The 26509-nt window shown below is 67.4% G+C and carries 21 protein-coding genes; 11 read left to right on the forward strand and 10 right to left on the reverse strand.

The genetic code is table 11. The features are described 5' to 3' along the window. Positions 1-37 precede the first annotated feature (37 nt). A complete protein-coding gene (locus ACZ7KI_RS38085) occupies positions 38-781 on the reverse strand; it encodes an AraC family transcriptional regulator (RefSeq protein WP_470277864.1) in 744 nt (247 codons plus the stop codon). A gap of 54 nt (positions 782-835) precedes the next feature. Here ACZ7KI_RS38085 and ACZ7KI_RS38090 point away from each other — a divergent pair, with 54 nt between their 5' ends. Together ACZ7KI_RS38090 and ACZ7KI_RS38095 are read left to right on the forward strand one after the other, a co-directional pair. After that, positions 836-2026 carry an MFS transporter gene (locus tag ACZ7KI_RS38090; protein WP_470277865.1) on the forward strand — a complete coding sequence of 397 codons (1191 nt, stop codon included), beginning with the start codon at positions 836-838 and terminating at the stop codon, positions 2024-2026. A 261-nt stretch (positions 2027-2287) separates the two neighbouring features. After that, positions 2288-4279: a tetratricopeptide repeat protein gene (locus tag ACZ7KI_RS38095; protein WP_470277866.1), complete on the forward strand. Its 1992-nt coding sequence runs from the start codon at positions 2288-2290 to the stop codon at positions 4277-4279. Positions 4280-4613: 334 nt separating this feature from the next. On the opposite strand, the gene ACZ7KI_RS38100 is transcribed toward ACZ7KI_RS38095, so the two are convergent. Beyond that, positions 4614-5825 (reverse strand): hypothetical protein, encoded by a 1212-nt coding sequence (locus ACZ7KI_RS38100; protein WP_470277867.1) that lies wholly within the window; start codon positions 5823-5825, stop codon positions 4614-4616. 207 nt (positions 5826-6032) lie between these two features. Here ACZ7KI_RS38100 and ACZ7KI_RS38105 point away from each other — a divergent pair, with 207 nt between their 5' ends. Continuing rightward, positions 6033-9074, forward strand: coding sequence for an AfsR/SARP family transcriptional regulator (locus ACZ7KI_RS38105; protein WP_470277868.1), 3042 nt, complete (start codon positions 6033-6035; stop codon positions 9072-9074). A 327-nt stretch (positions 9075-9401) separates the two neighbouring features. Here the strand turns inward: ACZ7KI_RS38105 and ACZ7KI_RS38110 are convergent, their stop codons facing one another. Further along, positions 9402-9806, reverse strand: coding sequence for a helix-turn-helix domain-containing protein (locus tag ACZ7KI_RS38110; protein WP_470277869.1), 405 nt, complete (start codon positions 9804-9806; stop codon positions 9402-9404). Positions 9807-9994: 188 nt separating this feature from the next. Between ACZ7KI_RS38110 and ACZ7KI_RS38115 the strand changes: the two genes are divergently transcribed. Together ACZ7KI_RS38115 and ACZ7KI_RS38120 are read left to right on the forward strand one after the other, a co-directional pair. Beyond that, positions 9995-11305 carry a lipase family protein gene (locus ACZ7KI_RS38115; protein WP_470277870.1) on the forward strand — a complete coding sequence of 437 codons (1311 nt, stop codon included), beginning with the start codon at positions 9995-9997 and terminating at the stop codon, positions 11303-11305. A gap of 85 nt (positions 11306-11390) precedes the next feature. Beyond that, positions 11391-12068, forward strand: coding sequence for a TetR/AcrR family transcriptional regulator (locus tag ACZ7KI_RS38120; protein ID WP_470277871.1), 678 nt, complete (start codon positions 11391-11393; stop codon positions 12066-12068). On the opposite strand, the gene ACZ7KI_RS38125 is transcribed toward ACZ7KI_RS38120, so the two are convergent. The 3 genes from ACZ7KI_RS38125 to ACZ7KI_RS38135 are packed head-to-tail and all read right to left on the reverse strand — an operon-like array spanning position 12069 to position 15306. Further along, positions 12069-12920 (reverse strand): SDR family NAD(P)-dependent oxidoreductase, encoded by an 852-nt coding sequence (locus tag ACZ7KI_RS38125; RefSeq protein ID WP_470277872.1) that lies wholly within the window; start codon positions 12918-12920, stop codon positions 12069-12071. Further along, positions 12917-13816, reverse strand: a complete 900-nt coding sequence (locus ACZ7KI_RS38130) for an alpha/beta fold hydrolase (RefSeq protein ID WP_470277873.1) — start codon at positions 13814-13816, stop codon at positions 12917-12919. Before ACZ7KI_RS38130 ends, ACZ7KI_RS38125 begins: the two co-directional genes overlap by 4 nt. Beyond that, positions 13813-15306, reverse strand: a complete 1494-nt coding sequence (locus tag ACZ7KI_RS38135) for a flavin-containing monooxygenase (RefSeq protein WP_470277874.1) — start codon at positions 15304-15306, stop codon at positions 13813-13815. The genes ACZ7KI_RS38130 and ACZ7KI_RS38135 overlap by 4 nt, the downstream gene beginning before the upstream one ends. Positions 15307-15395: 89 nt before the next feature. Between ACZ7KI_RS38135 and ACZ7KI_RS38140 the strand changes: the two genes are divergently transcribed. After that, complete coding sequence (locus ACZ7KI_RS38140) at positions 15396-16640, forward strand: PucR family transcriptional regulator (RefSeq protein WP_470277875.1); 1245 nt, start codon at positions 15396-15398, stop codon at positions 16638-16640. A 318-nt stretch (positions 16641-16958) separates the two neighbouring features. On the opposite strand, the gene ACZ7KI_RS38145 is transcribed toward ACZ7KI_RS38140, so the two are convergent. Next, positions 16959-17294: an effector-associated constant component EACC1 gene (locus ACZ7KI_RS38145; protein ID WP_470277876.1), complete on the reverse strand. Its 336-nt coding sequence runs from the start codon at positions 17292-17294 to the stop codon at positions 16959-16961. Between the two features lie 151 nt (positions 17295-17445). On the opposite strand from ACZ7KI_RS38145, the gene ACZ7KI_RS38150 reads away from it, so the two are divergent. After that, complete coding sequence (locus ACZ7KI_RS38150) at positions 17446-18225, forward strand: isocitrate lyase/PEP mutase family protein (protein WP_470277877.1); 780 nt, start codon at positions 17446-17448, stop codon at positions 18223-18225. A 306-nt stretch (positions 18226-18531) separates the two neighbouring features. On the opposite strand, the gene ACZ7KI_RS38155 is transcribed toward ACZ7KI_RS38150, so the two are convergent. Next, complete coding sequence (locus ACZ7KI_RS38155; protein WP_470277878.1) at positions 18532-20319, reverse strand: AMP-dependent synthetase/ligase; 1788 nt, start codon at positions 20317-20319, stop codon at positions 18532-18534. A 76-nt stretch (positions 20320-20395) separates the two neighbouring features. On the opposite strand from ACZ7KI_RS38155, the gene ACZ7KI_RS38160 reads away from it, so the two are divergent. The 4 genes from ACZ7KI_RS38160 to ACZ7KI_RS38175 all read left to right on the forward strand — a co-directional run bounded on the left by ACZ7KI_RS38160 (position 20396) and on the right by ACZ7KI_RS38175 (position 24185). Beyond that, positions 20396-21037, forward strand: coding sequence for a TetR/AcrR family transcriptional regulator (locus ACZ7KI_RS38160; protein ID WP_470277879.1), 642 nt, complete (start codon positions 20396-20398; stop codon positions 21035-21037). 80 nt (positions 21038-21117) lie between these two features. Then, positions 21118-22041: an SMP-30/gluconolactonase/LRE family protein gene (locus ACZ7KI_RS38165; protein WP_470277880.1), complete on the forward strand. Its 924-nt coding sequence runs from the start codon at positions 21118-21120 to the stop codon at positions 22039-22041. A gap of 63 nt (positions 22042-22104) precedes the next feature. Continuing rightward, positions 22105-22749: a DUF2238 domain-containing protein gene (locus ACZ7KI_RS38170; protein ID WP_470277881.1), complete on the forward strand. Its 645-nt coding sequence runs from the start codon at positions 22105-22107 to the stop codon at positions 22747-22749. A gap of 53 nt (positions 22750-22802) precedes the next feature. Continuing rightward, entirely contained in the window at positions 22803-24185 is a 1383-nt protein-coding gene (locus tag ACZ7KI_RS38175) for a serine/threonine-protein kinase (RefSeq protein WP_470277882.1), read from the forward strand. A gap of 1 nt (position 24186) precedes the next feature. On the opposite strand, the gene ACZ7KI_RS38180 is transcribed toward ACZ7KI_RS38175, so the two are convergent. Further along, positions 24187-25419 carry a hypothetical protein gene (locus ACZ7KI_RS38180; protein WP_470277883.1) on the reverse strand — a complete coding sequence of 411 codons (1233 nt, stop codon included), beginning with the start codon at positions 25417-25419 and terminating at the stop codon, positions 24187-24189. Then, positions 25419-26456 carry a hypothetical protein gene (locus ACZ7KI_RS38185; protein ID WP_470277884.1) on the reverse strand — a complete coding sequence of 346 codons (1038 nt, stop codon included), beginning with the start codon at positions 26454-26456 and terminating at the stop codon, positions 25419-25421. The genes ACZ7KI_RS38180 and ACZ7KI_RS38185 overlap by 1 nt, the downstream gene beginning before the upstream one ends. Positions 26457-26509: the final 53 nt, after the last annotated feature.

Consider the following 26509-nt stretch of genomic DNA (forward strand, 5'->3'; position numbering starts at 1 on the left):
AAGGGGCCGGTCCACTGTGGACCGGCCCCTTCTTCGTTCACCGGTCGTAATGCGTGCCCGGCGTATGCCCGAAGGCACGGCGGAAGACGTCGATGAACGCGCTGGTCGACGCCCAGCCGCAGGCATGCGCCACCGCGGTCACCGGGGTGTTCTCGGCAAGGAGGACCAGCGCGCGGTAGAGCCGCAGCTGGGTTCGCCATTGTGGGAACGTCATGCCGAGGTCGGCCTTGAAGAGCCGGGCGAGGGTGCGATCGCTCGCCCCGACCCGGGCTCCCAGTGCGGCCAGCGTCCGGTTGTCGGCCGGGTCGGCGCTCAGGATCTCGCACAGCGCACGCAACCGCGGATCAGCGGGCGTCGGCAGGTGCAGAGGTTGCTGGGGTGAGGCACGAAGCTGATCGAGCAGGACGGCGCGCAGCCGTCGCCGTTCCGGGGTGTCCGCGCGCGGCGGGCCGGTGTAGGCGCGGATCAGCTCGCGCAGGAGCGGGCCGACGGCCAGCACACCCGGTTCGGTCAGCCGCAACGGGTTCTCGGTGGCAGGCAGGCCGACGAGGTGGAGTTCGAGGTCGCCGTGCGCCTGATGGGCGTGCACGGTTCCGGCGGGTATCCAGATGGCCCTCGTGGCCGGAGCGACCCAGGAGCCCCTGTCGGTGGTGACGGCCAGTACCCCGCGGGCGGCGTAGACGACCTGGTGCTCGTCGTGGCGATGCGCGTCGACCGTCGTACCGGAGGCCAAGGAGCGGACCTGCGTCGGCGCCGCGGGCAAGTGGCGGATTTCCGTCATCGTTTGTCATTTTATCGGAAGCGCGACACGGCCCCCCGCGGCGAGCATGGCCACATGCCGAAGCACAAAACGATCATCCTCCTGTCGGCGGGCCACGCCTGCGTTGACGTGTATCAGGGTTCGGTGGCCGCGCTGGTGCCGTTCTTCGCCGCCGAGCGCGCCTACGGATACGCCGCGGTTTCGGGCATCGTGCTGGCCGCGTCACTGCTGTCTTCGGTGGCACAACCCTTGTTCGGCGCGCTGACCGACCGATGGGCGATGCCGTGGCTGCTGCCCTCGAGCACGATCCTCGGCGGTGTCGGCATCGGACTCGGCGGGTTCGTCGATTCCTACGCGCTGACGCTGATTTTCGTCGCGGTGTCCGGGATCGGCGTGGCCGCCTACCACCCCGAAGCGGCCAGGGCCGCGAGGAGTGCGAGCGGCGGCAGCCATACCGCGATGGGCTGGTTCTCGCTCGGCGGGAACATCGGGTTCGCGGCCGCCCCCGTCCTCGTCGCGGCGGTCATGGCGATCGGCGGGCTGCCGATGTCTCCCCTGCTCGTCGTACCGGCCCTGGCCGGCGCCGTGCTCTGCCTGCCCGTCCTGCGCGCGCTCGCCAAGCCCTCCCTGACAGGCGGCCGCGGCGACAGTGAGGAGGCGGGATCCGACGACTGGAAGTCGTTCGGGAAGCTGTCGCTGGCCGTCGTCTTCCGCTCGATCGTCTTCATCGGGCTCAGCACTTTCATCTCGCTTTACGCCCAGGAGCGGATCGGCGGCGGGACGACGACGGGCAGCGCCGCACTGTTCCTGCTTTACCTCGGCGGGGCCGTGGGCACCCTGCTGGGCAGCAGACTGGCGGACCGCTGGGGACGGGTCACTCTCGTGCGCTGGTCGTATCTGGGCACGATCGTCGCGGTCGCCGGCGTCGTGCTGGTCCCTGGGCCGGGCTTCTTCCCGTTCGTCCTACTGGCCGCGGTGGGCCTGTACATCCCCTTTTCCCTGCAGATCACGCTGTCGCAGGACTATCTGCCCACCCGGGTCGGCACCGCCAGCGGCGTCACCCTCGGCCTGACGGTCAGCATCGGCGGCCTCGCGAGTCCCGTCATCGGCACGATCGCCGATCACACGTCGCTACGAACGGCGCTGATCCCGTTGATCGCACTGCCGCTCTTCTGCTGGCTCGTGACCCGTTCACTGCCGGAACCGAGCCCACCGAGGAACACCGAGGATTCGAATTCGCTCGAAGGCACGAAAGCTCGCCAATAGTCAAAATCATGGCGAGAACAGCGGATTCGTCGCTTCTCTATAGGAAAACTGCGGTTTTCGCAGCTGCTGGTGAAGTGCCCGTGCTAACGCACGTGCACCGACCAGGTGGCTAGAATATGGTCGCTCCCACACTTCCTCGCCCGCAACCGCACCATTGGAGACACTGGCCTACTGACACCAAATGGGGGGACACCGCATGAACATCCTGGGAAAGCGCCAGCGGCGACCGGCAGCAACCAGGAAGAGCGGTGGGATCAGATCGTGACCGGCCAGGCCGGGCCCGGTGTCCCCGCAGAGCGGCCCTGGCAGATTCCCGCTGCCCCCGCGGTGTTCGAAGCGAGGGAGCACTCCACCGCAGAACTCGACCTGCTTTGGCGTGAAAGGGCCGGACGCCATCTCGTGGTGGTGAGCGGGGTCGGCGGAGTCGGCAAGACCTCGCTCGCCCTCGACTGGCTCTACGGTGAGGCGAACGAGTTCCCCCAGGGCATCCTGTACAGCGACCTTGGTGGCTCCCGCGAGCAGCCGCCTGAAGACCCGGGTGAAGTCCTATACGGCTTCCTGACTGCGCTGGGGACTTCGCCCGCGGAAATCCCGCCGAGCCTGGATCAGCGAACAGCCGCGTTCCGCACCGCCACCGCGTCGCGCCGGATCGCCGTCCTGCTCGACGACGCCGCGTCCGTCGCGCAGGTCCGCCCGCTCTTGCCCGCCGGGCAGGCAGCCGTCGTCGTGGTGACCAGCCGGTGGCGGCTCACCGATCTCGCCATCGACGGGGCACAGTTCGTCGACCTCCCACCCCTTACTGAATCCCAGGCCAGAGGGTTGTTAGAGCGGTATGCCGGATCGGAGCGTGTCCGCACGGATCCGTCCGCGGCACGCGAGATCGCGGCTTTCTGCGGTGGTCTCCCCCTCGCTTTGTCGATAGTCGCGGCGAGGCTCCGAACCCGCCCACGGCGAAGCCTGGCACGCGAGGCCGCCGCCTACGGCCGCTGGATTTCCTTGGCCGAACGGGCAGCGGACAAGGCACTTTCGCTGAACGCGATCTTCGAGGTCGTCTATAGCGGGCTTTCTGCGAGCGCGGCGCGCGTATATCTCGCGTGCGGCGTGCACCCGGGCCCGTTCTTCTCCACCGAAGCCTTGGCCGCGGCACTCGGCCGTCAGGCCAACGCGGTCGACGACGATATCGACGAATTGATCGAGGCGAACCTCCTTTCCGAAACCGGTGAGGACCGACTCAGCCAGCACATGGTGTTGCGCAGTGACGCACGTACGCGCGCCGCGAACTCGTTGTCCGCCGATGAGCGAGATCGGCTGGCCCACTCCTTCACCCAGTGGTATCTCGACCGGGTTCTGGCCGCCGATGAGGTCATCCATCCTCATCGAGCCAGGTACGCCGCACGCGAACCACGGTCGAAAGACTTCGCGGGACGCGCCGAGGGACTCGCCTGGTGGCGGGACCACCTGCCGGTGATCCGCGCGGTTTTCATCCTGGCGGCAGAACAGGAATGGGACGACATAGTCTGGCAGCTCTGCGAGGCATCGTGGGGTTTCTTCTTGCATCACAGGGACTATTCGTCGTGGATTTCGACCTTCGAACGCGGCGTTCTGGCCGCGACGCGGGTGGGTCTGCCCCTGGTACAAGCGCGGCTCAGGTCCCAGCTCGCGTTCGCGTACGCCAAACTCGGCTGGTACGACAAGGCAGCCGAAGAGAATGTGGTCGCGCTTCGCCTGGGGCAGCGGGAAAACGATGGCCCCACCCAGGCGACCGCACTCTCCCAGCTCGGCAGATCCGCACGAGGGCAGGGAGACCTCGACGGCGCGCTCGACTTCTACCGTCAGGCGGCCGACATGCAGGAGCGACTGGGTATCCCTCGCGGTGTCGCGTTGTGCCGCCGACGGCAGGGTGAGGTCCTGGCAAAGCTCAACCGGTACAGCGAAGCCATGATCGAGCTGACCGCGTCGGCGACCATGATGGCCGAACTCGGTGATGCCGCCCAGCACGCGCGATCCGTCATGGCGCTCGCCAAGATCCACGCCGCGGAAGGGCGCGCCGGAGACGCGATCGTCCGGCTTGCCGACTCACTTCGCACTGTGCGGGCCCTTGATTCCCCTTACTACACAGCCGAGATCCTCGCTGCTCTCGGACGGATCGAGCTGGAGAGCGGCCGTGAGGAGGAGGGCGCCGGCCATCTCGCCGAAGCTCGAACCCTCTACGCCGAAATGGGTGATCCCCGCGCCACCGAACTCGGCGACTGATCTCAGCCGGTTGCTCCAGCGCTGCGGCGATCGTCGTGGTTTCGTTTCCACCACCGACGTCCTGGTACGGCTGACAATGACATGGCCCCGCGGGTGAGCCGCGATCGCGGCAGTGGCACCGGGATGCCGTCTCAACGCGGCCTCGGCCGCGATCTGCGCCTGGATGGCGTTCTCGCTGTCCTCCCGGAGCAACACGTCTCCTGCCGACGACCACCCCCTCGATACGGTGTCGACCGCGACAGCGAGGACATCGCCCTCCAAACCGTTGATACCCAAGCGAATCCGTGCCACACCCGGCGCATGGCTGTGAATCGCGTACACGATGGTCATATCGTCACACCTCGATCGGCACAGGGGCGGGTAACATCGGGACGGACGGCGGGTACTCCGGCCGTGGCAGCCCCAGGAGCCGGTACATCGCAGAACGCAGGATCTCGGCAGCCTGCCCCGGTCTGGAACTGATAGCTCGCGCCGCCACCGCTGACAGCCGATCGCTGTGTCGAGCCGCCTCGGCTTCCTGCTCCAGCAATGACCTCGTGTCCAGACGTGGAGCGTGTTCCCTGATGAGGTCGGCGATGCTGCCCTCGCGTAGCCGGTCTCCCGAATCGGTGGCCAGGGTGACCGGACGTCCGATCGCGGCGGCGTACGCGGTGGTCGAACCGTGATCGCCGATCACCCAGTCCGAAGCGATCATGGTCGCCTGCCAGCCGCGATCGGGCGGAATGAGCCGCAGCCCCGCCTCCACGCAGTCGGACAGCCAAGCCGTGACCTGCCTGCGTCCGTGGACGGTCCATACATTCGGGTGCAGCACCGCCGAGACGGCGTACCGGGCAGGCGGGAGGGCGTCCAGAACCGCCCGGCACAGACTCGGCACGCGACCGAAGGTCGAGTCAGTCGACCAGGTCGAACTGATCGTCACCAGCCGTCGCCGCGGATTCAGCCCCAGCTCCCGCCGATAGTGTTCACGGAATTGCGCCCCGGCGGTCATCCGGTCGAGGCAGATGTCGCCGGCGACGATCGCGGCAGGCAGCGCTTCCGGACACAGAGAACCGAGCGCCGCCCGCTCGTCCTCGGTGGCCAGTGCGAGGACGGCGGGCAAGATCCGGCCGCGATAGGTCAGGAGTTCTCGATCGAGGCCCGTGGCCGTCAGTACCGGTGTCTCCGCCTTCCGACTGTATCGCTGTGATTTCATCGTCCCCGCCCCGTGCCCGACCAGAAGAATCGGCCCTCGGAGTTGCTCGAGATGCCGATGGCTCGCCGCGAGGACGAGGTCGAACGTGTGCTGGACCGCTTGTTCCCACGGCAGGAGGAGCCCGTGCTGCGCGCGGACGAAATCCTCGACCCCCGGCCAGTGGTCCGTCGTGTGCGGGACAGTGAACACCACCTGGACCCGGTGATCCGATTCGAGCAATGGCACGATGTCCAGCAATCGTGTGCCCGCGGTCATCGTCGGGACCACGACTAGTGCTGTTCGACACCCGGCTCGTGTCACCCGTGCTTCCGCCCCCGCTCCGACCGGCCCCCGGATCCACAGTTCCCTGCTCACGAACTTCCCCTCTCGTCGGTGATCGTGGGAACGAGAGTGGCTCCACCGGCTGACACCGGCCTTTCGGCCATTCGATGAAAATCCTGACAAACGATCACCGTGCGTCCGGTCCGCACTGGTCACCCTGGTTCGAAACGGAAAAGAATGTGAAACTGGAGAGCGAGGCGAGGGGCGGCAGTGTGCACTGTCGATGGGGAGAGGGACGCCATGGAAGTTGCCTTCGGAGTTCTCGGGCAGACTACGGTGCGAATGCACGGGAATATGGCCGTGAATTGGGGAAGACCGCGCGAACAGGGCATACTCGCGGCTCTACTCACTCGGCCCGGACGTCGCCTTTCGATAGAAAACGTAGTCGAGTGGGTTTGGGACGAACAAGAACAACGCCCACGCGACCCAAGATCTACGATGTACCAATATGTGACGCGGCTTCGCCAACTTTTCCGGGAAGTTCACGCACCCGCCACACTGGTCACCGCGAACGGTCGGTACACCCTCGAAGTCGACCCCTCACTGATCGACTACGTAGCTTTCCGTACAGCCATGGCGGACGCCAGAGCCCTCAGCGACAGTGGAGAACACCGACGCGCGTGCGAGGCTGCCACGACCGCGGTGGCGCTGTGGCGGGAGCATCCACTGGCCGACCTCACGACCCGACCGGCGGAGGACTGGCGCACATCGTTCATTCAGACGGACTGGATTCCCGCGAACACGTTTCTTGTCGACGAACTGATCGCCATCGAACAATCGCTCACCGCACTGCGCCGTTTGGAGGACCTCGACCGTGACCACCCGGAGGAAATCGGTTTCGCCAAACTCCGGCTCAAGGCGCTGATCTCGGCTGGCCGTCACGGCGAGGTCCCGGCGTTCTTCCTGAGGAAGTACAAGTCCTTCCGAGACGATGGGGACGGACAGGCAGCCGACGAACTGCGCCGATTCCACGACGCACTCACCACACGTGTACCACAGCAAGTTCAGGTCACTCGAACCATTGCGGACAGAAAACTGAAGCAAGTCGAGGAAAGCGTCGCTCCGCTACGACGGCTGCCGCGCGATATCGATCGTTTCGTCGGCCGGGAACACATCCTGGAAAGGCTCGATTCCTTGACGGCCGTCCGGGCAAGCACACCTTCGGCGACGATCGTTTGTGTGACCGGGCCACCCGGCGTCGGCAAGACGACGACCATCGGACACTGGGCCCACCGCGCCGCCGAGCGATTCACCAACGGCGTGATCATGATCGATCTCCACGGCTTCAGCCGGACTCCGCGTCTGGAAGCCACCGACGTCGTCGACGTCATGCTGTCGGCGTTCGACTTCCCAGTCGACCACATCGTGAGCCCGGCCGGCCGGATGACGAAACTGGCGACACTCCTTTCCCAGAGGCCTGCGCTCGTCGTGCTGGACAACGTCGAAAATTTCGGGCACATCCAGCCGCTCCTGGACGCTCTGACCTCGTGCACGGTGATCCTTACTTCGCGACGACGCTTAACCCCGTTGACGGCCTTGCACAATGTCCCGTCGGTCGATCTCACCCCGTTGTCGCCGTCGGAGTCACGGGAGCTTCTGACGCACCGCATGCGGGAACGCGCTCGACATGAGCCCGAAGTCCTCGACACGCTCGCGCGGCTGTGCGACGGCATCCCACTCGCCTTGAGCATCGTGGCCGACCGCGCTGCCACCCGCAGTGGTTTGCGCCTCCAAACTTTGGCCGCTCAGCTGAAGGACACGGAAACCCTCCTGACGATCGGCGATGACGGGGACGGCGCCGGGATCCATCTGCAGTCCGCCTACTCGTGGTCCTACAACGCGCTCGAGGAGCCCGAACAACGCATGTTCCGCTTGCTCGGGCTACATCCTGGTACCGAGATGAGTCCACCGGCGCTCGCTGCGGCGGGGGCGATCAGCATCCCGGCGGCGCGAAGATCACTGGACATACTCTTCGCCGCGCATCTGATCCAGCACCCCGGAGACCTCGAACGCTATCGTATGCACGACATCCTCCACCGTTACGCGGCGAGCCTGGCCGGCCGTGAAAGCGATGGAGACAGCCCGCGGCGGCGGCTGCTGTCGTTCTACTTGTTCACCGCCTTCAACGCGCACGCGACGATATATCCCCACAAACCTCGCCCGCCGATGCCTACCGCCGAGCCGGGCGCGGTGCCTTTGGACTTCGATTCCCCTGCCGCTGCCCGACAGTGGTGCTTGAACGAACGGAGCAACCTCAACGCTCTCCTGGAGGACTCACATGCCCATGGCCTCCACGAGTACGCGTGGCGAATCCCCCATGTCACGAGCGACATCTACGACCGATATGGCTTCTACGAAGACATCGTGAACGGGCTGATGATCGCCGCCAGATCCGCCGCGGCCGCCCGGAATCCGGTCGCCGAGGCGAGCACGCTCAACGACCTCGGCCAGGTCCACATGCTCCTCGGGAACGACCCAGCGGCGGACCGCTACCTCAAGGCGGCATACGACCTCGTCCGCGAGCAAGGTGATGACTTCGGCAGGCTCACCGTCCTCCTGAACATGGCACGGCGGCACCACCACGCGGGGCGCAAAGACGAGGCGATCACCCGGTATCGTGAATGCCTCGCGCTCGCACACGTCGTACAGGACCCGGGTCACCTCGGCACCGCGGAATATCGCTTGGGCAACGCCCTCGAAGTAGCCGGGGAGCGCAGCATCGCCGTGGAGCACTACCGGCGCGCGCTGGGACTTCGCCGGGAGACCGGCGACACTTCTGGGCAACTGGCCGTCCATACGGCGTTGGCAGGCGCACTGACCCTGTTGGGCCGATACGACGAAGCCACCCTGCACGGCAATAAGGCGTTGCTGCTGGCCGACGAGATCCACCATCTTCCGGCGACCATGAAGCTGTACACCGTGCTGGCGTCCCTAGCCCATGCACAGCTCAAGGACCGCGAAGCACTCCAGTACGCGGACCACGCCATCGATTTGGCGGAACGCACCAACCACGCGACCGGGCAGGCTCGAGCGCTCGCCACCCTGGGGCACATCCTCGCCGACCGCGGGAATTCCCATGACGCCCGTGAAGTCCTGCAGTGGGCGGCGAGCCTCTACCGCGACCGCGGGCGGCACTCGAAAGCCGCCGAATTGGAGCCGCGGATCGCGGAACTCGGGGAAGGCATGCTCGAGATTCCTGCCGCTAGACGGAGGGGCGATGAGGACACCGTCGCCATGCTGCCGCCGTCCCGGCGTGTCGTCAAAGACCACTCGATTTGGTGATTTCGACACCTTGCACGGAGGCAACTCTCATCCTCCGCTTGGGTGGATAGTCGCTGCTCCGCGCCCCCGCGCGTGCTACCAGAAGTAGATCGTCAGCGATAGCGGGGCCCAGTTTGCCTCTTGCTCAAGGCACGGCCTGGCCATACCCTTCAGCACGCATATCCAGGATGATTGATGGGTGCGCGCCTCCCCAACCCCGCACAAGGAGAGTCTTGAAAAAGTACCTGCTGTCCACCCCTGCCATGACCACGCTTTTCGTCACCACGTTTGTGCTGATGACCAGCGACTGGTGGCGGACGTACTGACCCGATACAGCCGGACGGTGAACTAGGTCCGGCCACCGGGTGTGCCACCCCGGGCACCTCCCCCCTTGGGTCTGAGCCGGACGCCGTTCTGCAGCAGCATTCGTCTGGCGACACCGAAACTCAGCCCGAATCTCTTGGCGACATCATGAATATTCGCCCCGTCGAGGTATGCCTGGACGAGGCCCGGTGGGGCCGGTGGTGTCACCGGCCCCACCTGTCTCAGTTCCACACCCGCCGAAATGAGCGAAGCTCGCGTCTTGTAGTAGGTCATTCCGAAGCGCGCTGCCAGTTCCGTGATCGTGGCGCCACCTTCATATGCTCGCACCAACTCTGCGTCGCCCTCGAGTTCACGTTCTTCCCCGCGGGCGCCGGAATCGCCCGGGTTCATCATCTCAAGGCCACCACCCCGCTCTTGGTACGACCCCATCCCTCACCACAGTCGTACGACCACCTTCGCAAATCCAGCCCCCATGCAGGTTCTGTTTTGCAGTCACCAGGCGGAGAGGGATCAAGGTCGCGACAAGAAATCATGTACGCATCTGTACATCATGAGTTACCGGCTGGTAGGTTCCGGATCATCCCACTGTGATCCACTTCATGATTCAAAGGGGAGTCATGATCCACAAGCCCGCACGCCTGCTGGCCGTCGCGATCGCTCTCGTCCTCGCTTTCGTCGCCGCGCCCGCCGCCACCGCCGCTTCCGGAACCGATTCCTTCTACCGCTACGACGGCAGCGAGCCGCTGTCGTCGTACAGTCCCGGAACCGTGTTGAAGACCCGGACGCTGAATTACCACGTCATCGGCATTTCCACGCCGCTCAAGGTGACCCAGTTGCTCTACCGGACCACCGACGCGCTGGGGAAACCGTCCGCCAACGTCACTTCGGTGCTCCGCAGCCTCACCGGAGACAGCACCAAAGCCGTTTCTTACCAGTCGTTCTACGACTCGCTCAATCCCGAGCACGGGCCGTCGCGGGCGATCGCCGGTGACGTCTCGCTCGGTGGCCTGATCGCGAACGCGGAGTCGCTGCTCATCGCGCCCTCCCTGTTGCAGGGCTACAACGTCGTCATTCCCGACACCGAAGGACAGGACGCGAACTTCGCGGCCGGGCCGGAATACGGCACCAACACGCTGGATTCCATCCGCGCCGCGACCCGCGCACCGGAAACGGGAATGAACGACAAAACGCGCTTCGGTCTCCTCGGCTATTCGGGAGGCGCCATCGCGACCGGCTGGGCGGCGGCACTCGCGCCCGGTTACGCGCCCGAGGTCAACAAGAATCTCGTCGGCTTCACCGAGGGCGGGGTGCTCGTCAAACCCTCGCACAATCTCAAGTACGTCAACGGAAGTGTCGCGTGGACCGGTGTCATCCCGATGGCGCTCATCGGCATCGCCCGGTCGTTCGAAATCGACCTCAAGCCGTACGCGAACTCCTACGGTCTCCAGGTGCTCAAGGACATGGAGAAGGCGTCGATCGTCGACGCGATCGGCCGCTATCCCGGGCTGACGTGGGAAAAGTTCGTCAAACCCGAATACGCCAACCCGAATACCGTGCTGCCCTACGTCGAAGCCGTGAACAAGGTCAACATCGGTTCCGCGCCGACGCCCACCGTCCCGGCTTTCATCGCGCAGGGCAACAACGGCGTCCTGGAAGGCACTTTCGGCAATCCGCCGGGTATCGGGACCGGCGACGGTGTGATGGTCGCGGGTGACGTGCGCTCGCTCGCCCGGCAATACTGCGAAACCGGCAACAAGTCGATCAAGTACGACCAGTACAACACGCTGAGCCACGTCGGGGCGGCCGTCGTCTGGGCGCCCCTGGCGATCGGCTGGCTCAACGACCGGTTCGCGGGCAAAACCGCGCCGTCCAGCTGCGGGAAGATCGCGCCCGGCAACTCCCTCGCGCCGGAGGTGCCGGTCGGCTGATCGCGCGCACGGATGTCCGTGAAGGCCTCCTTCCCTACTTTGAAAGTAGGGAAGGAGGCCTTCACGGACCGGTACCGTTCTGCGGGTGACCGAGCGAGACCCCGCCGCCCTTCCGGCACGCCGCAAGCTGCCGAAGGGGCCGCACAATCTGAGCCGCGACGAGGTCGCGGGCACCCAGCGCGCCCGGCTGATCGACTCGGTCCTGGAGAACACCGGAACCCGCGGCTACGTCGCCACCACCATCGGCCACATCACCGCCACCGCGGGCGTGTCGCGAACGTCGTTCTACGAGCAGTTCACCGGCAAGCAGGACGCGTTCCTCGCCGCCTACCGCCAGACCACCGCCGAGTTCATCGCGCAGGGCGTCGCCGTGGCCACCGAGGCCGCGACCCCCGTGGAAGCGGTCACCGCCTGCTGCGACTTCCTCGTCGACTACGTGCACCGCCGCCCGACGGCCGTCCGCGCCGTCCTGCTGGAGATCTACGCTCTGGGCGACGCCGGGCTCGAAGCGCGGGAAACCACCTTGCGTGCGGGGGAAGCCGTCTTCGACCGGACGGCGAAATGGCTGCGTGCCACCGATCCCGCGCTGCCGTCGCCGCCGCCGTTCACCGCGCGGACGGTCGTCGCCGCCACGATCGAGCTGATCACACAGGCCATCTGGAACGCCACCGAAGACGCCTACGGCCAGGCCCGGGAGGCCGTCCGCTACACCTGGCTGCTCGGTTTGTTCGGGCACCAGGGTATCGACGCCTCCCGGCCTTGATCACGAGCGGGCGAAGCGCCGCCGTTCGAAGTCGACGATCAGCTTCGGGTAAAGCCGCGGGAGCAACCGGACGAGCCTGTCGACCAGTTTGGCGTCGTTGCCGACGAGAACCCGCGGGTTCCCGGCTTCGACGCCGTCGACGATGATGCGGGCGGCCCGTTCGGCAGGCATCTTGAGCAGTTTTTCGTTGTACAGCCGGACCCGCTCCAGCTGCTCGGCGGTGGGCTCGATACCGCGAGCCTGGGCTTCCTTCAGCGCCGACGAGGCGATACCGGTCTTGACCCCGCCGGGGTGCACCACCGTCACCCGCACGGGATGCCGGTCGCGGATCATCTCGGTGCGCAGCGCCTCGGTGAAGCCGCGGACGCCGAACTTGCTGGCGCAGTACGCGGTGAGCGTCGGCTGGGCCATGAAACCGTTGAGGCTGGAGACGTTGACGACGTGTCCGTCGCCGGAGTCGATCAGGTGCGGCAGAAAGGCCTTGGTGCCGTTGATGACGCCGAAGAGGTTGACGGCCAAGGTGCGGTCGTAGCTCTCCCAGTCGGTTTCGAGGATCGTCTGACCGCCGCCCGCGATTCCGGCGTTGTTGTAGATCTGGTGTACCACACCGAATTGGCCGGCGACCGTGGCCGCGTAGTCCTCGACGGCCGCCCGGTCGCTGACGTCGAGCGCCGCGCCTTGTACTTCCGCGCCGAGGGCCTTGACTTCGGCGACCGTCTCGGCGAGACCGGCTTCGTCCACATCGGACACAGCGAGCCGGGCACCGCGCCTCGCCAGTTCCAGCGCCAGCTGCCGTCCGATTCCGGAGCCCGCGCCGGTGACGACGGCGGCCTTGCCACGAACGGCGTTCATCGGGATTCTCCTGCCGGGTTCAAGGCCAGTTCGGTGGTGAGTTCGACGAGCCGATCGACGAGGTCGGGGGCGATGTGGTGGCCCATCCCGGCGATTTCGACGTAGCGGGCACCGTTCACGGCCTCGGCGGTCGCGCGCCCGCCGCTGTGGTGGACCATCCGGTCGCTGTCGCCGTGGACGACGATCGTCGGGCACGTGATGCGGCCGAGTTCGGCGGTCCGGTCGCCGCTGGCCTGGATCGCGCCGATCTGGCGGGCGATGCCGCTGCGGGCCCTCCGTCCGCCCGCCCGTTCCCACAGGCCGGTGGCCCAGGCCGTTTCGACGTCCTTGTCCAGCGGGAACGTGGCCGAGCCGAGGTGGCCCATCATCGCCAGATGGCCGACCACCGATTCCTCGACCGTCCGGGCGGGCCGCCTCGCCATGCGCAGCAACGTCGACCGTGCCGGCTGCCCGACCTTGCGGTGCCCGGTGGTGGAGAAGATCGACGTCAGCGACAGAACACGGCCGGGATTCCTGGCGGCGACGGTCTGCGCGATCATGCCGCCCATCGACATACCGACCAGGTGCGTGCTCTCGATGCCCAGATGGTCCAGCAGACCGACGGTGTCGGCGGCCATGTCGCCCAGGTCGTAGGCACCCGGAAGGGGTTTGGCCAGCAGTTGCCGGAGTTTGCCGGGATTCGGCGCCTTGATGCGATCCGAGCATCCCGCGTCCCGATTGTCGAATCGGATGACGCGGAATCCCTGGCCGGTGAAACCGTCGATCATCCGCCGCGGCCAGGAGGTGAGGTCGAGCCCGAGACCGGCGATGAGCACCAGCGGCGTGCCGTCGGCGGGCCCGTCCAGGCGGTAGCAGATGCGCGGGCCGCCGGGAAGGTCGGCGAAGTGGTCGGTCACGAGCTCACCGATTCCCGGACCTCGGCGCGGGAGAAGTGCAGCTCGGGATCGGTGATGTCGTCCGCGCGCAACAGCTTGATGTCGGAGTGGTAGCTCATCGAGGTCAGCCACGGCATGCGGTCACCCTGGCGCGGGAGCTGGTCGAGAGCGCGCTGGACGTATCCGGCGGCGAAGTCCAGGAACGGCCGCGTCGGCATGTCCGGGTCGGCGAGGACGGGACGGCAGACGTCGTAGCCGTGGGCGTCCATATGCGCGAGCAGGCGGCAGAAATGCTCGCACAGCAGGCCGATCTTGAGGGTCCACGACGAGTTCGTGTAGCCGATCGCGAAGGCGAGGTTCGGCACGCCCGAGAGCATCATTCCCTTGTAGGCGACGGTTTCCGAGAGCACGACCGGTTCACCGTCGACACTGAACGAGGCACCGCCGAACACCTGGAGGTTCAGCCCGGTGGCGGTGACGATGACGTCCGCCTCCAGCTCCCGCCCGGATTCCAGCAGGATCCCCTTTTCGGTGAACGTGGCGATCTTGTCGGTGACCACGTCGGCGTCACCCTTGCGGATGGCCGCGAACAGGTCACCGCCGGGCACCGCGCACAGCCGCTGGTCCCACGGGTCGTACGGCGGGTTGAAGTGCTCGTCGACCGGATAGCCCTCGGGAAGCTGCTTCTTGTTGACGTAGCGAATGAGCGAGCGGGCGAGTTTGGGGAACTTCTGGCAGAACTGCCAGACCGCGAGACCCTTGCGGATGTTCTTGCGGCGGGTCAGGGCGTAAGCCCGCTCCTCACCGAGGATCTTGCGGAGACCGTTGGCGATCTTGTCCTCGCGCGGTACCGGCATCACGTAGGTCGGGGTGCGCTGCAGCATGGTGACGTGCGCGGCGGTTCCGGCCATCGCCGGGATCAGGGTGACCGCGGTGGCGCCGCTGCCGATCACGACGACGCGCTTGCCGTCGTAATCGAGGTCTTGCGGCCAGTGCTGCGGATGCACGATCGTGCCCTGGAAGCGGTCCCGGCCTGGGAAGTCCGGCGTGAAGCCCTCGTCATAGCGGTAATAGCCGCCCGCGTTGAACAGCCAGCCCGCGCTCAGCCGGGTGCGCTCGCCGGTGTCGGTCCGTTCGATCTCGAGCAGCCAGCGGGCCTCGTCACTCGACCAGTCGGCCGAGACCACCTTGTGGTGGTACCGGATGCTGGGTTCGAGACCGTTCTCGGTGACCGTCTCACGCAGGTACGACAGGATCCGCGGCGCGTCGGCGATGGACTGCTTGTCCCGCCACGGCTTGAACTCGTACCCGAAGGTGTGAAGGTCGGAGTCCGAGCGGATGCCGGGGTAGCGGAACAGGTCCCAGGTGCCGCCGGACGCGCCGCGGGCCTCCAGGATGGCGAACTTCTTGCCCGGGTTCTCGGTCTTCAGGTAGCGCGCGGCCCCGATCCCGGAAATCCCGGCACCGATGATGACCACGTCGAGGTGCTCGACGGGTGTGCTCGTCGTCATGCGGTACTCCAGCCTCGTCTCGGTTCCCTCCACGATGCGGGTTCACCGAGGGATTGCGCTAGTGCTATCTGCATCACCATCATGGACCCATGGTGCAAAGTGCCGCAGCGCGATGGCCCACCCTGTCCCCGGAGGCGCGGGATCTCTTCCGGCGCGGGGCGGAGATCGTCCTGCATCCACGCGCCGAATGGATCGAGGAGCTGCACGAAGCCTCGCTCGGCGGAGACAGTATGCGCGCGGTCGCCGAAGATCCCGTGCTCACGGAGGGGACCAAACGCGCGAATCTGGCGAACCTCCTGCACTGGGCGGCCGCCAACGTGCAGCATCCGGGCAGGCGGGTCCCCGCCAACCTGAACCAGGAAGTGCTCGACGGCGCCCGCGACATGGTGCGCCGGGGCTTCGACTCCGGCGGCCTCGACGCCTACCGGCGAGCCCAAGGCGTGGCCTGGCGGCGGTGGATCGAGATCTGCTTCGATCTCACCTCCGATCCCGTCCTGCTCCGTGAGCTGCTGGACGTCTCGTCGCTGTCGATCACCACGTTCATCGAGGACACCGTGGCGGCGGTGTCCGAGCGGATGGCCGCCGAACGCACCGAACTGACCCGCGGCGCCCACGCCGAACGGCGCGCCGCGGTCACCCTGCTGCTGGAAGGCGCGCCCATCAGCCGATCGCGGGCGGAAGCGCAACTGGGTTACCCGCTCTCCGGGCCCCATACGGCCGCGATCGTCTGGAGTGGCTCGGCCACGCCGTCGTCCCAGCAGCTCGAAACCGCCGCGGAAACGCTCATGCGGGCCAGCGGCGCTTCGCACCGGCTGACCGTTGTCGCCAGCGCCGCCGCCCTGTGGGTCTGGCTGCCCGGCCGGACCCCGCCGCGAGCGGACCGGCTCGCCGAAGAACTCGCGCCGCACCCCGACGTCCGGGTCGCGTTGGGACGGCCCGGCAGCGGTATCGACGGCTTCCGCCGCAGCCATCTCGACGCCGCCGCCACGCAGCGGATGCTCGCCCGGCTCACCTCGCCGCAGCAGATCGCGCGATACCAGGACATCCAGCTGCTCGCCCTGCTCACCGGCGATCCGGCGCAGGCGGGCGAATTCGTCGCCGACACCCTCGGCGAACTCCGGCACGCCGACGCGGAAACGCGGGAGACCGTCCGGTCCTATGTGCGGGAACTGGGCAACACGACGCGGACCGCCGAACGGCTCTACACCCACCGGAACACCGTCGTGCGGCGGCTGGCGCGGGCGGACGAGCTGCTGCCCCGGCCGTTGGCGGAGAACGCGGTGAACGTGGCCGTCGCGCTGGAGACGTTGCGGTGGCTGGGAAGCGGGGCTTGAGGGGAGTGCCGCGGTGGCCGTTCGGTGCAGGGGGTCGTGAGTGGCGATTCGGGTTCTATTGAGGGGAAAGTCAAACGTGTCGTGTCGCGGGCTGTGGTCGCTGCTGCCTACGCGTTTCCCTGGTGGTGAAGGCTTCCTTGCCTACGCTGACGGTAGTGAAGGAGCCCTTCACTACCGTCAGGCGTGATCCCTGGTGACAGTGGGACGGCTGTGACATCAACGTCCCGTCTTGAAGTCCGTGAAGGCCTCCTTGAGGGCCCCAGAGTCCCTCAAGGAGGCCTTCACGGACTTACCACCACGCCACGTTTGGGTTACCTCTCAATAACCCGAATCGCCACTCACGACCCGCGGGAGGTCCAGGTTCCGGAGCATGGCATGTTGCTCCTCCGTCAACTCACTCTCCACTGTGATGGTGAATGGCGGCGTTTCCTTGCGGGAGAGGAGAAAATTGCCCCAAGCGAGACCGAGGTTGGCCAGGCCGGTGAGGGAGCCGATGGACATGCAGATGACCTCGAAGGCCCCCATCTCCTCCGACTCCCGTGACACCGCGGTCTCGATCGTCGCGCACCGGACCACGTCCACGTCGTCGCGAAGCCAGTCGTAGAACTCTTTCAGCGCTTGTTCGTCACCGCCGGCGTTGATGGTTAGTTCCACGAGACCTCCACTCGAACCTGACCCCCTACAGATCGCGGCCTGGACTCGAGGCGTAACAAGAATCCCGTCCTGAGATCTGACCGTTGGACCCCGTTGACCGGCCGGTGCCCTCGCGGCGGCGACGTGCGGGCTCGCGCTCTAGATTGGGGGCATGGTTTCCACCGCCGACAAGGCCACCCGACTGCAGGAACTGCACGCCGCCCCCGATCTGCTGCTCGTCGTCAACGTCTGGGACGCGATCACCGCGAAGGTCGTCGCCGAGACCCCCGGCACCCAGGCCCTCGCCACCCCGAGCCACGGGATCGCCGCCTCGCGCGGCTATCCCGACGGCGAGAAGATCCCCCGCGACGAGATGATCGCCGAGGTCGCCCTCATCGTCCGGACGGCGGGCGATCTCCCGGTCACCGCCGACCTGGAGGCAGGCTACGGCGACCCGGGCGGCACGGTCGCCAGGGCGATCGAGGTCGGCGCGGTCGGCTGCAACCTCGAAGACCAGATGAAGCCGCTGGACGAGTCCGTCAAGGCCGTCGAGGCCGCTGTCGCCGCCGCTCAGTCCGCTGGGGTGGACTTCGTGCTCAACGCGCGCACGGACGCCTTCCTCAAGGCGGGCGACCGCGACCCCGAAGAGGTGCTGGCCGAGGCGATCACCCGCGGCCGCGCCTACTTGGACGCGGGCGCGTCGAACGTCTTCGTACCCGGCAGGCTTGACGAAACCCAGGTCGGCAGGCTGGTCGAGGCGCTGGGCGAGCGCAAGGTGAACCTGATCGGCATCCCCGGCTCCATCCCGCTGGCGACCGCGCGGGAACTCGGCGTCTCCCGGGTTTCCTACGGTCCGTGGAGCCAGAACGTCGCCCTCACCGCGCTGGCCAAACTCGCCGAGGACGTCTACGCCGGCGGCGGTCTGCCCGCCGACACCCGCAAGCTGAACTGACCGGCTCGTGAGGGGTAATGACGGTTATTGAGAGGTAAGGCAAAAGTTTCGGTTCGACGAGAGCGCGAGTTGTTACCCAGGGTGAGGCGAGGTGTCGTGTCCGGGCGCGGCGTACCGGTGACCGGTACTTTCACCGTGTGGATTTTGATGCGTTAGATGACACAGAATCCACACAGTGCCGCACGACAGTCCCGGTGACGACCACCTCCGGAGGATGTGTGGAAACAGGGACACTCAACGTCTCCATTTCCACACACCCCCCTTCGCCCGGCGCCACGTTTGCCTTACGGATCAATAGAACCGCCATTACCCCTCACGAGGGGTGCGGTACAGCGCGTCGATCTCGGCGGCGTAGGTCTCCGCGATCGACGCGCGCTTGAGTTTCATGGTCGGTGTCAGCTCGGCACCGCCCGGCTCCCACTGAACCGGGAGCACCCTGAAGTCCTTGACCTGTTCGACGCGGGACAGCCTGCCGTTCGCCCGTTCGACCACGGCGGCGATCTCTCGCCGGAGTGCCGGGTTCCCGGCCAGCGCGACGGGATCGGCCGGGAGCCCGTGCCGTTCGGCGAAGGCCGCCGCCGCGTCCGGGTCGAGGGTGATCAGGGCGACCACGCAGGGCCGCCGGTCGCCGATCGCGACGGCCGAGCCGATCAGCGCGCCCGCCGATTTGAGCGCGTTCTCGATGTTGGCAGGCGACATGTTCTTGCCCGCCGCGTTGATGATCAGCTCCTTCTTGCGGTCCACAATGGACACGTAACCGTCCGCGTCGATGGTGGCGACGTCCCCGGTGTGGAGCCAGCCGTCTTCGTCGATCGCCTCGGCCGTCCGCTCGGGATCGTTCCGATAGCCGCGCATCAAAGCGGGACTGCGCATCAGCAGCTCCCCATCGTCGGCGAGCCGCAGTTCGGCGCCGTACTGGGCTTTCCCGACCGTACCCGGCCGGATGGCGTGACGTGGATTGATCGTGCCGTGCACCGCGGTCTCCGACATCGCCCAGCCTTCGCAGATCGGCAGGCCGGTGGCCATCAGATAGTGCAGCGTGTCCACCGCGATCGGGGCGGCGCCGCTGATCGGGAGCACACAGGCGTCCAGTCCCATCCTGACGAGCAACCGGTCGAGGACGAGTCGCCGGGCCAGCCGATGCCGCAACCGCGACCATCGCGAGATGTGCCCACCGGCCGCCTCCGAGTGCACTGTGGACAGTCCGACGCCGAGCGCCCATTCGGCGAGCGACCGCCGGACACCGGTTTGTGCCGCGACGGCCTCCTCGATCCCCGCCTTGATCTTGTACCAGAGCATGGGCACACCGAGGAACACCGTGGGCCGGACGGCGGGCAAGGTGGTCACCACGGTCTTCGGATCCGCCACACAGGTGACCGTCGAGGCCGAGACGATCGGGAAGTAATGCGCGAAGTACCGGTTGGCCAGGTGGGCGTCCGGCAGGAATGAGAGCACACGTCCGTTGTCGACCGCGTCCGCGATGTCCGGCGATTCCAGCGCGGCGCCCATGCTGTAGGTGAGGTTGCGATGCGTGAGTTCGACACCTTTCGGCGGCCCCGTGGTGCCGGAGGTGTAGATCAGCGTCAGCACGTCATGGGGACCGGCCGCCCGCCACCCGGCCTCGAAGTCGAAGTCCGGTGACTCGGTGTTTTCCAGTTCCTCCAGGGAGATCGTCCCCTCGGCGGCACCGTCAACGCAGACGACGCGCTCCACGTTCCTCACTCGTGGGAGGAACCGCTCCTCGCAGACCACGATCCGGTTGCCGGCGTTGGCGAACAGGTACTCGATCTGTTCGGCGGAGCTGGTGTTGTAGATCGAGAACGGGATCGCGCCGAGGTGGACCGCCGCGACGTCGACCAGGTGGAACTCGGGCCGATTGGTCAGCATGAGCGCCACGGTGTCCCCACGGCGGACGCCGAGAGCGTGCAGCCCCTCGGCCAGCCGCCGCACCCGTTCGCCGTATCGCCGCCAGGTCAGCGACACCGCGTCGTCCGGCGTCCTCAGTGCGACGACGTCGCCGAACTCCGCGACGGTGCGTTGGAAAACGTGGCACAGGCTGGGAATCTCCCGCAGTTCGGCCGCGTCGACGCCCATCCGTCCTCCCAGGATTAATACAAACGTATCACTTAAGAGTGAGACGTTAGTATCGGTTCGACCGAAGGGGAAGTCAATGACCGGTAGCCGCGGCAAACAGCAGGCGCGAAGCCGAGAGCGCCGCGAACTGCTGCTCCGGGCGGCGATGCGGCTGATCTGCGACGGCGGTGTCAAGGCGGTGACCCACCGCGCGGTTTCCGCCAGCGCCGGGCTGCCGCAGGCCGCGGCGGGCTACTACTTCGCGACCAGCGAAGAGCTCATCGCGGAGGCCCTGCGCTTCCACATCCACGAACGGATCGAGATCGTGCGGGAGCTGCTCGCCGACGTGGTGCGCGACGCGGAATCCGTGCTGGAGGTCGGGGAACGGCTCACCCAGGCTTTGGTGGCAGGCAAGTTCGGCGTGACCGTCGCCCAGTACGAGCTGTACATGGAAGCCGCCCGGAATCCGGCGATGCGCGCCGTGGTCGACGAGGCGATGGGCGCCTTCGAAGCGTCGGCCGCTCCCCTGCTCACCTCCCTCGGCATCGCCGATTCCCGGCGCGCGGCCAAGGCGTTCATGGCCCTGCTGGACGGTTTGGCCCTGCACCGGCTGGCCAACCCGCAGCCGACCGAAGACGATCTCGAACTCACGAAGCGCTCACTGCAAGGACTCTTCCTCGCCTTCGCCATGGACCCCGGCGACCTGCGACGGCAGACCAGCGTCCCGCTCGCCGATTGACACACTCCGGGCCCTGATCAATACTCCCGTATCAGAAAAATTGATACACATGTACTGGTTCAGTGGATGCGGAGGCTCGCATGACCGGGCGTATCCGCGGCGTCCTCGCCGCGACGATCGTGATGGCGGCGGCCTTCACCGCACCAGGCGCGACAGCGGCGGCCACGCCGGGCTGCGCACCATGGGAGGTGCGCACCGTCGCGACCGGCCTCGGTCTCCCCCTGGAGAACCTGGCCTTCGACGGCCGAGGCGGTCTCCTGGTCTCCAAGACCTTGTTCGCGGGCAACGGATCCATCGAGCGCGTGACCCCGGACGGCGCGGTCAGCACTCTGCTGCCGGTCTACGGCCCTGGCGCGCTTTCGGTGCGCGGCAACGAGTTGTACGTCAACACGGGGCACGTGACGACCGACGGCCTGCTCGGGCTGAAGACCGGCACCATCGACATCTACGACTTCGAGACCGGGAAACGGCGGACCTGGGCCACCGGCCTCACGATGCCCGACGGCGGCACCGTGCTGCCGAACGGCGACGCGGTGATCAGCACCCTGATCGGCCCGAAGCGCGGACTCTGGCTGGTACGCAAGGAGAATCCGGCCGCACCGGAACGGTACGGACCCGATCTGCTCGGCCCCAACGGCATGGTCGTCAGCAACGACGGCCGCACCCTGTACGTGGCCGACACCGGCGATCCGGACTTCCAGATCGCCGCGATCGACCTCGCGAATCCCTCCGCGCCCGCGAAGAAGATCCGGCTTCAGGCGCCGTGGCCGCTGAACATCATCGACGATCTCACCATCGGCACCGACGGACGGCTCTACACGGCGGGTGAGCACGGCATCATCCACCGCGTCGACCCGGACTCCGGCGAGACCTGCGCGATCGCCACCGGTGTCCACCTCGGGTCGTCCGTGCGGTTCGGCGCCGGGCCGGGCTGGGATCCGCGAAGCCTGTACAGCACCGGATTCGACGGCGCGGTCCGGCGGCTCGTCCCGCCTGGCGACTGACAGCCGCTGACCAGCGGATTTGCCGAATCAGCGGCGATCTTCACGTCGCTGTAGGGTTTTCCCATGGTGCGCGGAGTCGGCCGGGCCGAAGGGATACTGCTGGCCGGCGTGGTGGTCGTGGTGCTCGCCGCGACCGGGCTCCAGGCCAAATCGACGGGCACCTGGTTCATGGAAGTCGTCTGGGTGCTGATCGGACTGCCGCTGGTGGTGGCGCTGCGCCGCCGTTTCCCGTTGACGCGGCTGCTCTGCTGGCTGCTGGTGCTGCACGCGATCGTGCTGTGTTACGGCGGCCAGTACACCTACGCGGAAACCCCTGCCGGGGAATGGGTACAGCAGCTGCTGGGCACTCAGCGGAACAACTACGACCGGTTCGCCCACGTCGTCCAGGGATTCGTCCCCGCGATCGCCGTGCGCGAAGTGCTCCTTCGCCGCACACCGCTGCGACCCGGTGGCTGGGTGGCGTTCCTGACCGTCTGCGTTTGTCTGACGATCGCCGCCGGTTTCGAGTTCGTGGAATGGTTCAGCGCGGTGCTCGCCGGGTCGGGAGCGGACGATTTCCTCGGCACCCAAGGAGATGTCTGGGACACGCAGTGGGACATGTTCCTCTGCCTGTGCGGCGCGGTGCTTTCCCTGCTGGTCTGGCGCCGGGTGCACGACCGGCAACTCGCCGGACGGCAGCGGTCCACCCATTCCGCCCGTCGTGGATGATCGCGCGGGTTAGAGTGGCTCGCGAGCTTTCGGCCGGGTGACGGGGGAACTGTATGGCGCCGCGGGTCGGTGAGGACTTCGGTGGATTCCGGATCGACGGGATCATCGGTCGCGGCGGCATGGGCGTGGTCTATCGCGCGTGGCAGCACCGCATGCGACGGCTGGTGGCGCTGAAGGTGCTGCCGCCGCACTACGCCGAAGACCCGGTCTACCGCGAGCGGTTCGGCCGTGAGGCGGCGGCGCTGGCCCGGCTCGATTCGCCGCATGTGGTCGCGGTGTACGACCACGGCGACGTGGACGGCAGCCTGTACCTGGCGATGCAGCTGGTCGACGGCCCCGATCTGGCCAAGGTCCTCGAAGCGGGTCCGATGACTCCGGATCGGGCGCTGGCGGTGGTGGATCAGGTGGTCTCGGCACTCGGTGACGCGCACGCGATCGGTGTCGTGCACCGCGACGTCAAAGCCGCCAACGTGCTGCTGCGGCCCCGTGCCGCCCACCACGACGAGGACTTCGTCTACCTGTGCGACTTCGGCATCGCACGCTCGGCCGAGATCGACACGGGCGCGGAGACCAGCGGGGTGATCGGCACCGTCGGCTACATGGCGCCCGAACGACTTCGCGGCGAACCCGCCACGCCCGCGTCGGACGTCTACGCGGTGGGCTGTCTGCTGTGGGTGACCCTGACCGGTGAACTGCCCTATCGCGGCAGTCAGCCTGAAGTGATCGTCGCGCACGACAGGGCACCGATCCCGCAGCTCGTGGTCGACGACCCGCGCACCGCGGCGGTCAACGCTCTGCTGAAGTCTTTGCTGGCCAAGGATCCTCGTGACCGTCCGACGGTGCGTGAAGTGCGCGACCGGATCCGGCTCGTGCGTGCCGACGCGCCGGGCGCCGCTGTCGCCGTCGAGGCTCCTCGCCGACGCCGGACCGGCTTGGTGGCGGGCTCGGTGACCGGCGCCGCGCTGCTCGTCGCGGCCGTCCTCGTGGCGATCTTCCTGATTTCGCCAGGGGTTCCGGCCGACGACCGCGTCGGCCGCAGCACGCCCGCGGGACTCACGTGCGCTCCGGTGGCGGCTGCCGACGAAGGGGTACGCGCGCAGGTCGTCTGCCAAACCGGCGGCAAGACCGGCGAACTCCGGATCTCCGCGCTCGACGACGCCGAAGCGGCCGCCGCCTACCTGCGCACCGGCGCGGGCACGGATCCGGCCGGGCTCACCGCGGGCGAATGCCCCGGCGACCTGCCCGCCAAGCAGTCCTGGTCGCGTGACGGGCACCAGGGCACGCTCGTGTGCACGGTGCTCGGCACCACCACCCGGTACGCCTGGACCGATGACGAGCACGCGACCGTGTCGGTGCTCGACGGCCGGGTCGGCATTCCTTATCCCGCCGATCTGCGCCCCGTCGAGGAGTTCTTCGCCGCGCTCCGCTTCACCTGATTCACCGCGAGCCGCGCTGCCAGCGCTCCAGCAGCGCCTCCGGCGAAGAACCCGGTGCGCCGAAGAACAAGCCGTAGACCAGTCTGGCGTCGTCGTCGAAATAGATGGTCGGACTGTGATCGTCCGCCGTGACGAACCGGGAGAACTGCCCGACGACCGGACCACCGAGCCGGTTCCAGGTCCGTACCTCGACACTGCCGGGGACCACACCGCCGTTCGAGGCGTTCTCCGTGCGCAGCTTGGTCAGCGCCTCGCGGTCGGAGGCTGTGCTGAACACCAGCATCGCACCGTCGGACAGCGGACATTTGACCGTCTCCGCCGTGCCGGTGGTGGCGGGGACCGCCTGGCATTTCGCCGACTTTTCGTTGAGCACGTGTGCCTGCGCGAAATCCCACAGTGTGCCGGAGGAGAACGCCGCCCCCGGCACTTCCGGGCGTTCGAGCACCCCGAACCGCCGCGCGTCGTAGAACTCCACCAAGGCGGGAAGGCCGGTCTTCCGCGCCGTCAGCGTGGCGCTGACCGGACGGGGACTGTCGACGTCCCAGTAGACCGTCGATTCCCCGGACGGGAGTTCCCGCATCGCGAACGCCGCGCCCTTGCCGAGGTTGCCTGCCGAACGCAGCGCGCCGGCGGCACTCGCGAGTTCCCTGGACCGGGTGAGCCTGCCCGGCACGTCATAGGTGACGAGGGTGAGCGCGTACAGCCCGGCGTCGCAGCCGACTCGTTCGGTCTCACCGGGTTCCGCGGGCTGCTGCGCGCATCGGACGGCGCCGTCGAGCAGCCGGGCGCCGAGTGCCCGGTACCGGACGGCGACCTGGTCGAGCGCGTACCGGTCCGGCGGTGGCGCCGGGGGATCTTCCTTGCCCTGGACGAAGACCACCACCCCGGTGGCGATCGCGGCCATCAGCAGGGCGGCGCCTCCGATGAGCCACTTCTTGCGTGCGCGCGAGGGAAGCTGCCGCGTCGGACGGTGCTGACGGCCCCCGCCACCCCAGGTGAGCCGGTTTTCCGTGAGCGTCGGGTTCAGCGGGGGCCCGGTCGGTTCGGGATCGCGAGGCAGCGCCGCTTCCAGCGTTCCCGATTCCCGCAGCCGAGCCACCAGCGCGTCGATTTCGGCCGCGCTGAAGGCGTTTCCGGACTGTCGCAGCGCGGAGCGCAGCGCCACCGGGTCGGCCAGCGCGTGCCGTCCGAACCGGCGCGCGACTTCGGCGAGGCGGGGGTCGTTGTCGTCCATCACGCGTCCGGATCCGCCCAGAACTTGCGGAGCACCTGCTGATCGTCGGTGCTCGCCTGCATGTAGACGGCGACCCCGGTGGCGTCCTCGTCGAAGTAGAGCCGGGCGTAACCGTTTTCCGGCTCCAGGAAACGGATTCGGGTGCCGTTTCCGTCGCGCGGGGTGCCCACCGGGATGCCCGCGCGGATCCCCGGCCGTCCCGGCACGTACTCCCAGCGCAGCGTCCGGATCGAACCGGGCCGCGCGCCGTCGTTGTCGGTCTGCAGGACCTTGCGCAGCGCGGTGAGCTGTTTGGGGAAGAACAGCACGCGGAAGCTGGCGATGATGCCGGAGCCCAGTTCGCAGTTGACGGTTTCCCGGACGCTCACGATGGACTTCGCCGCCTCGCAGCGAACGTCGGGATGATCGAGGTACGGCTTCGCCGCGGCGAGCAAGCTCGGATCCTTGAAGGCCGCGACAGCTTCCTGGGGAACCGGAGCCGAAGAAGGTTCCGCCTGGGGCGCCGACCCCATCGGCCCGGAGGAGAGCACGGAGGACGACGGCGATGGCCGGGTCGCCGACGGTCCGCCGGTGGCGCTCGGCTCGTCGTCACTGGTGAGCGCGATCGTCACGCCGGTCACGGCGACGGCGGCCACCACGACAGCGGCACCGGCGAGCACGGCTATTCGCTTGCCGCGCTTCGGCTTTTCGCTGGTCAGCACGCTGGTCAGCGCGGTGGTCGGCGCATCGGCCCCGGTGTCACGGGGAAGATAGCCGAGGGCCGCGCCGAGTTGTCCGCACGCCCATTCCGCCTCGGCCCCGCCGCCGCAGGCGATCGTCGCGGCCCGATATGCCTCGGCCGGAGTGCCACCCTCTTCGAGGACGGCGCGCAGCCGCTCGGCCGCGCCCGCACCCGCCGCCGCGGCGAGTGCGCTGATCTCGGCATCGGAGGGCGGGTCGGGAAGACTGCGCAAAGCGCCGGTGAGCACGATCGGGTCGGACAGCGCGGAGCGTCCGTGCCGGTCCACCACGTCCTCGAGTGCGGTCACTGTGGTCATGCCGGTCAGTTAAGCCCATTGCGCTTCAAGATCGCTTCAAGCCGCTGGAAGAA

It is taken from the genome of Amycolatopsis sp. NPDC039088, from assembly GCF_055598845.1.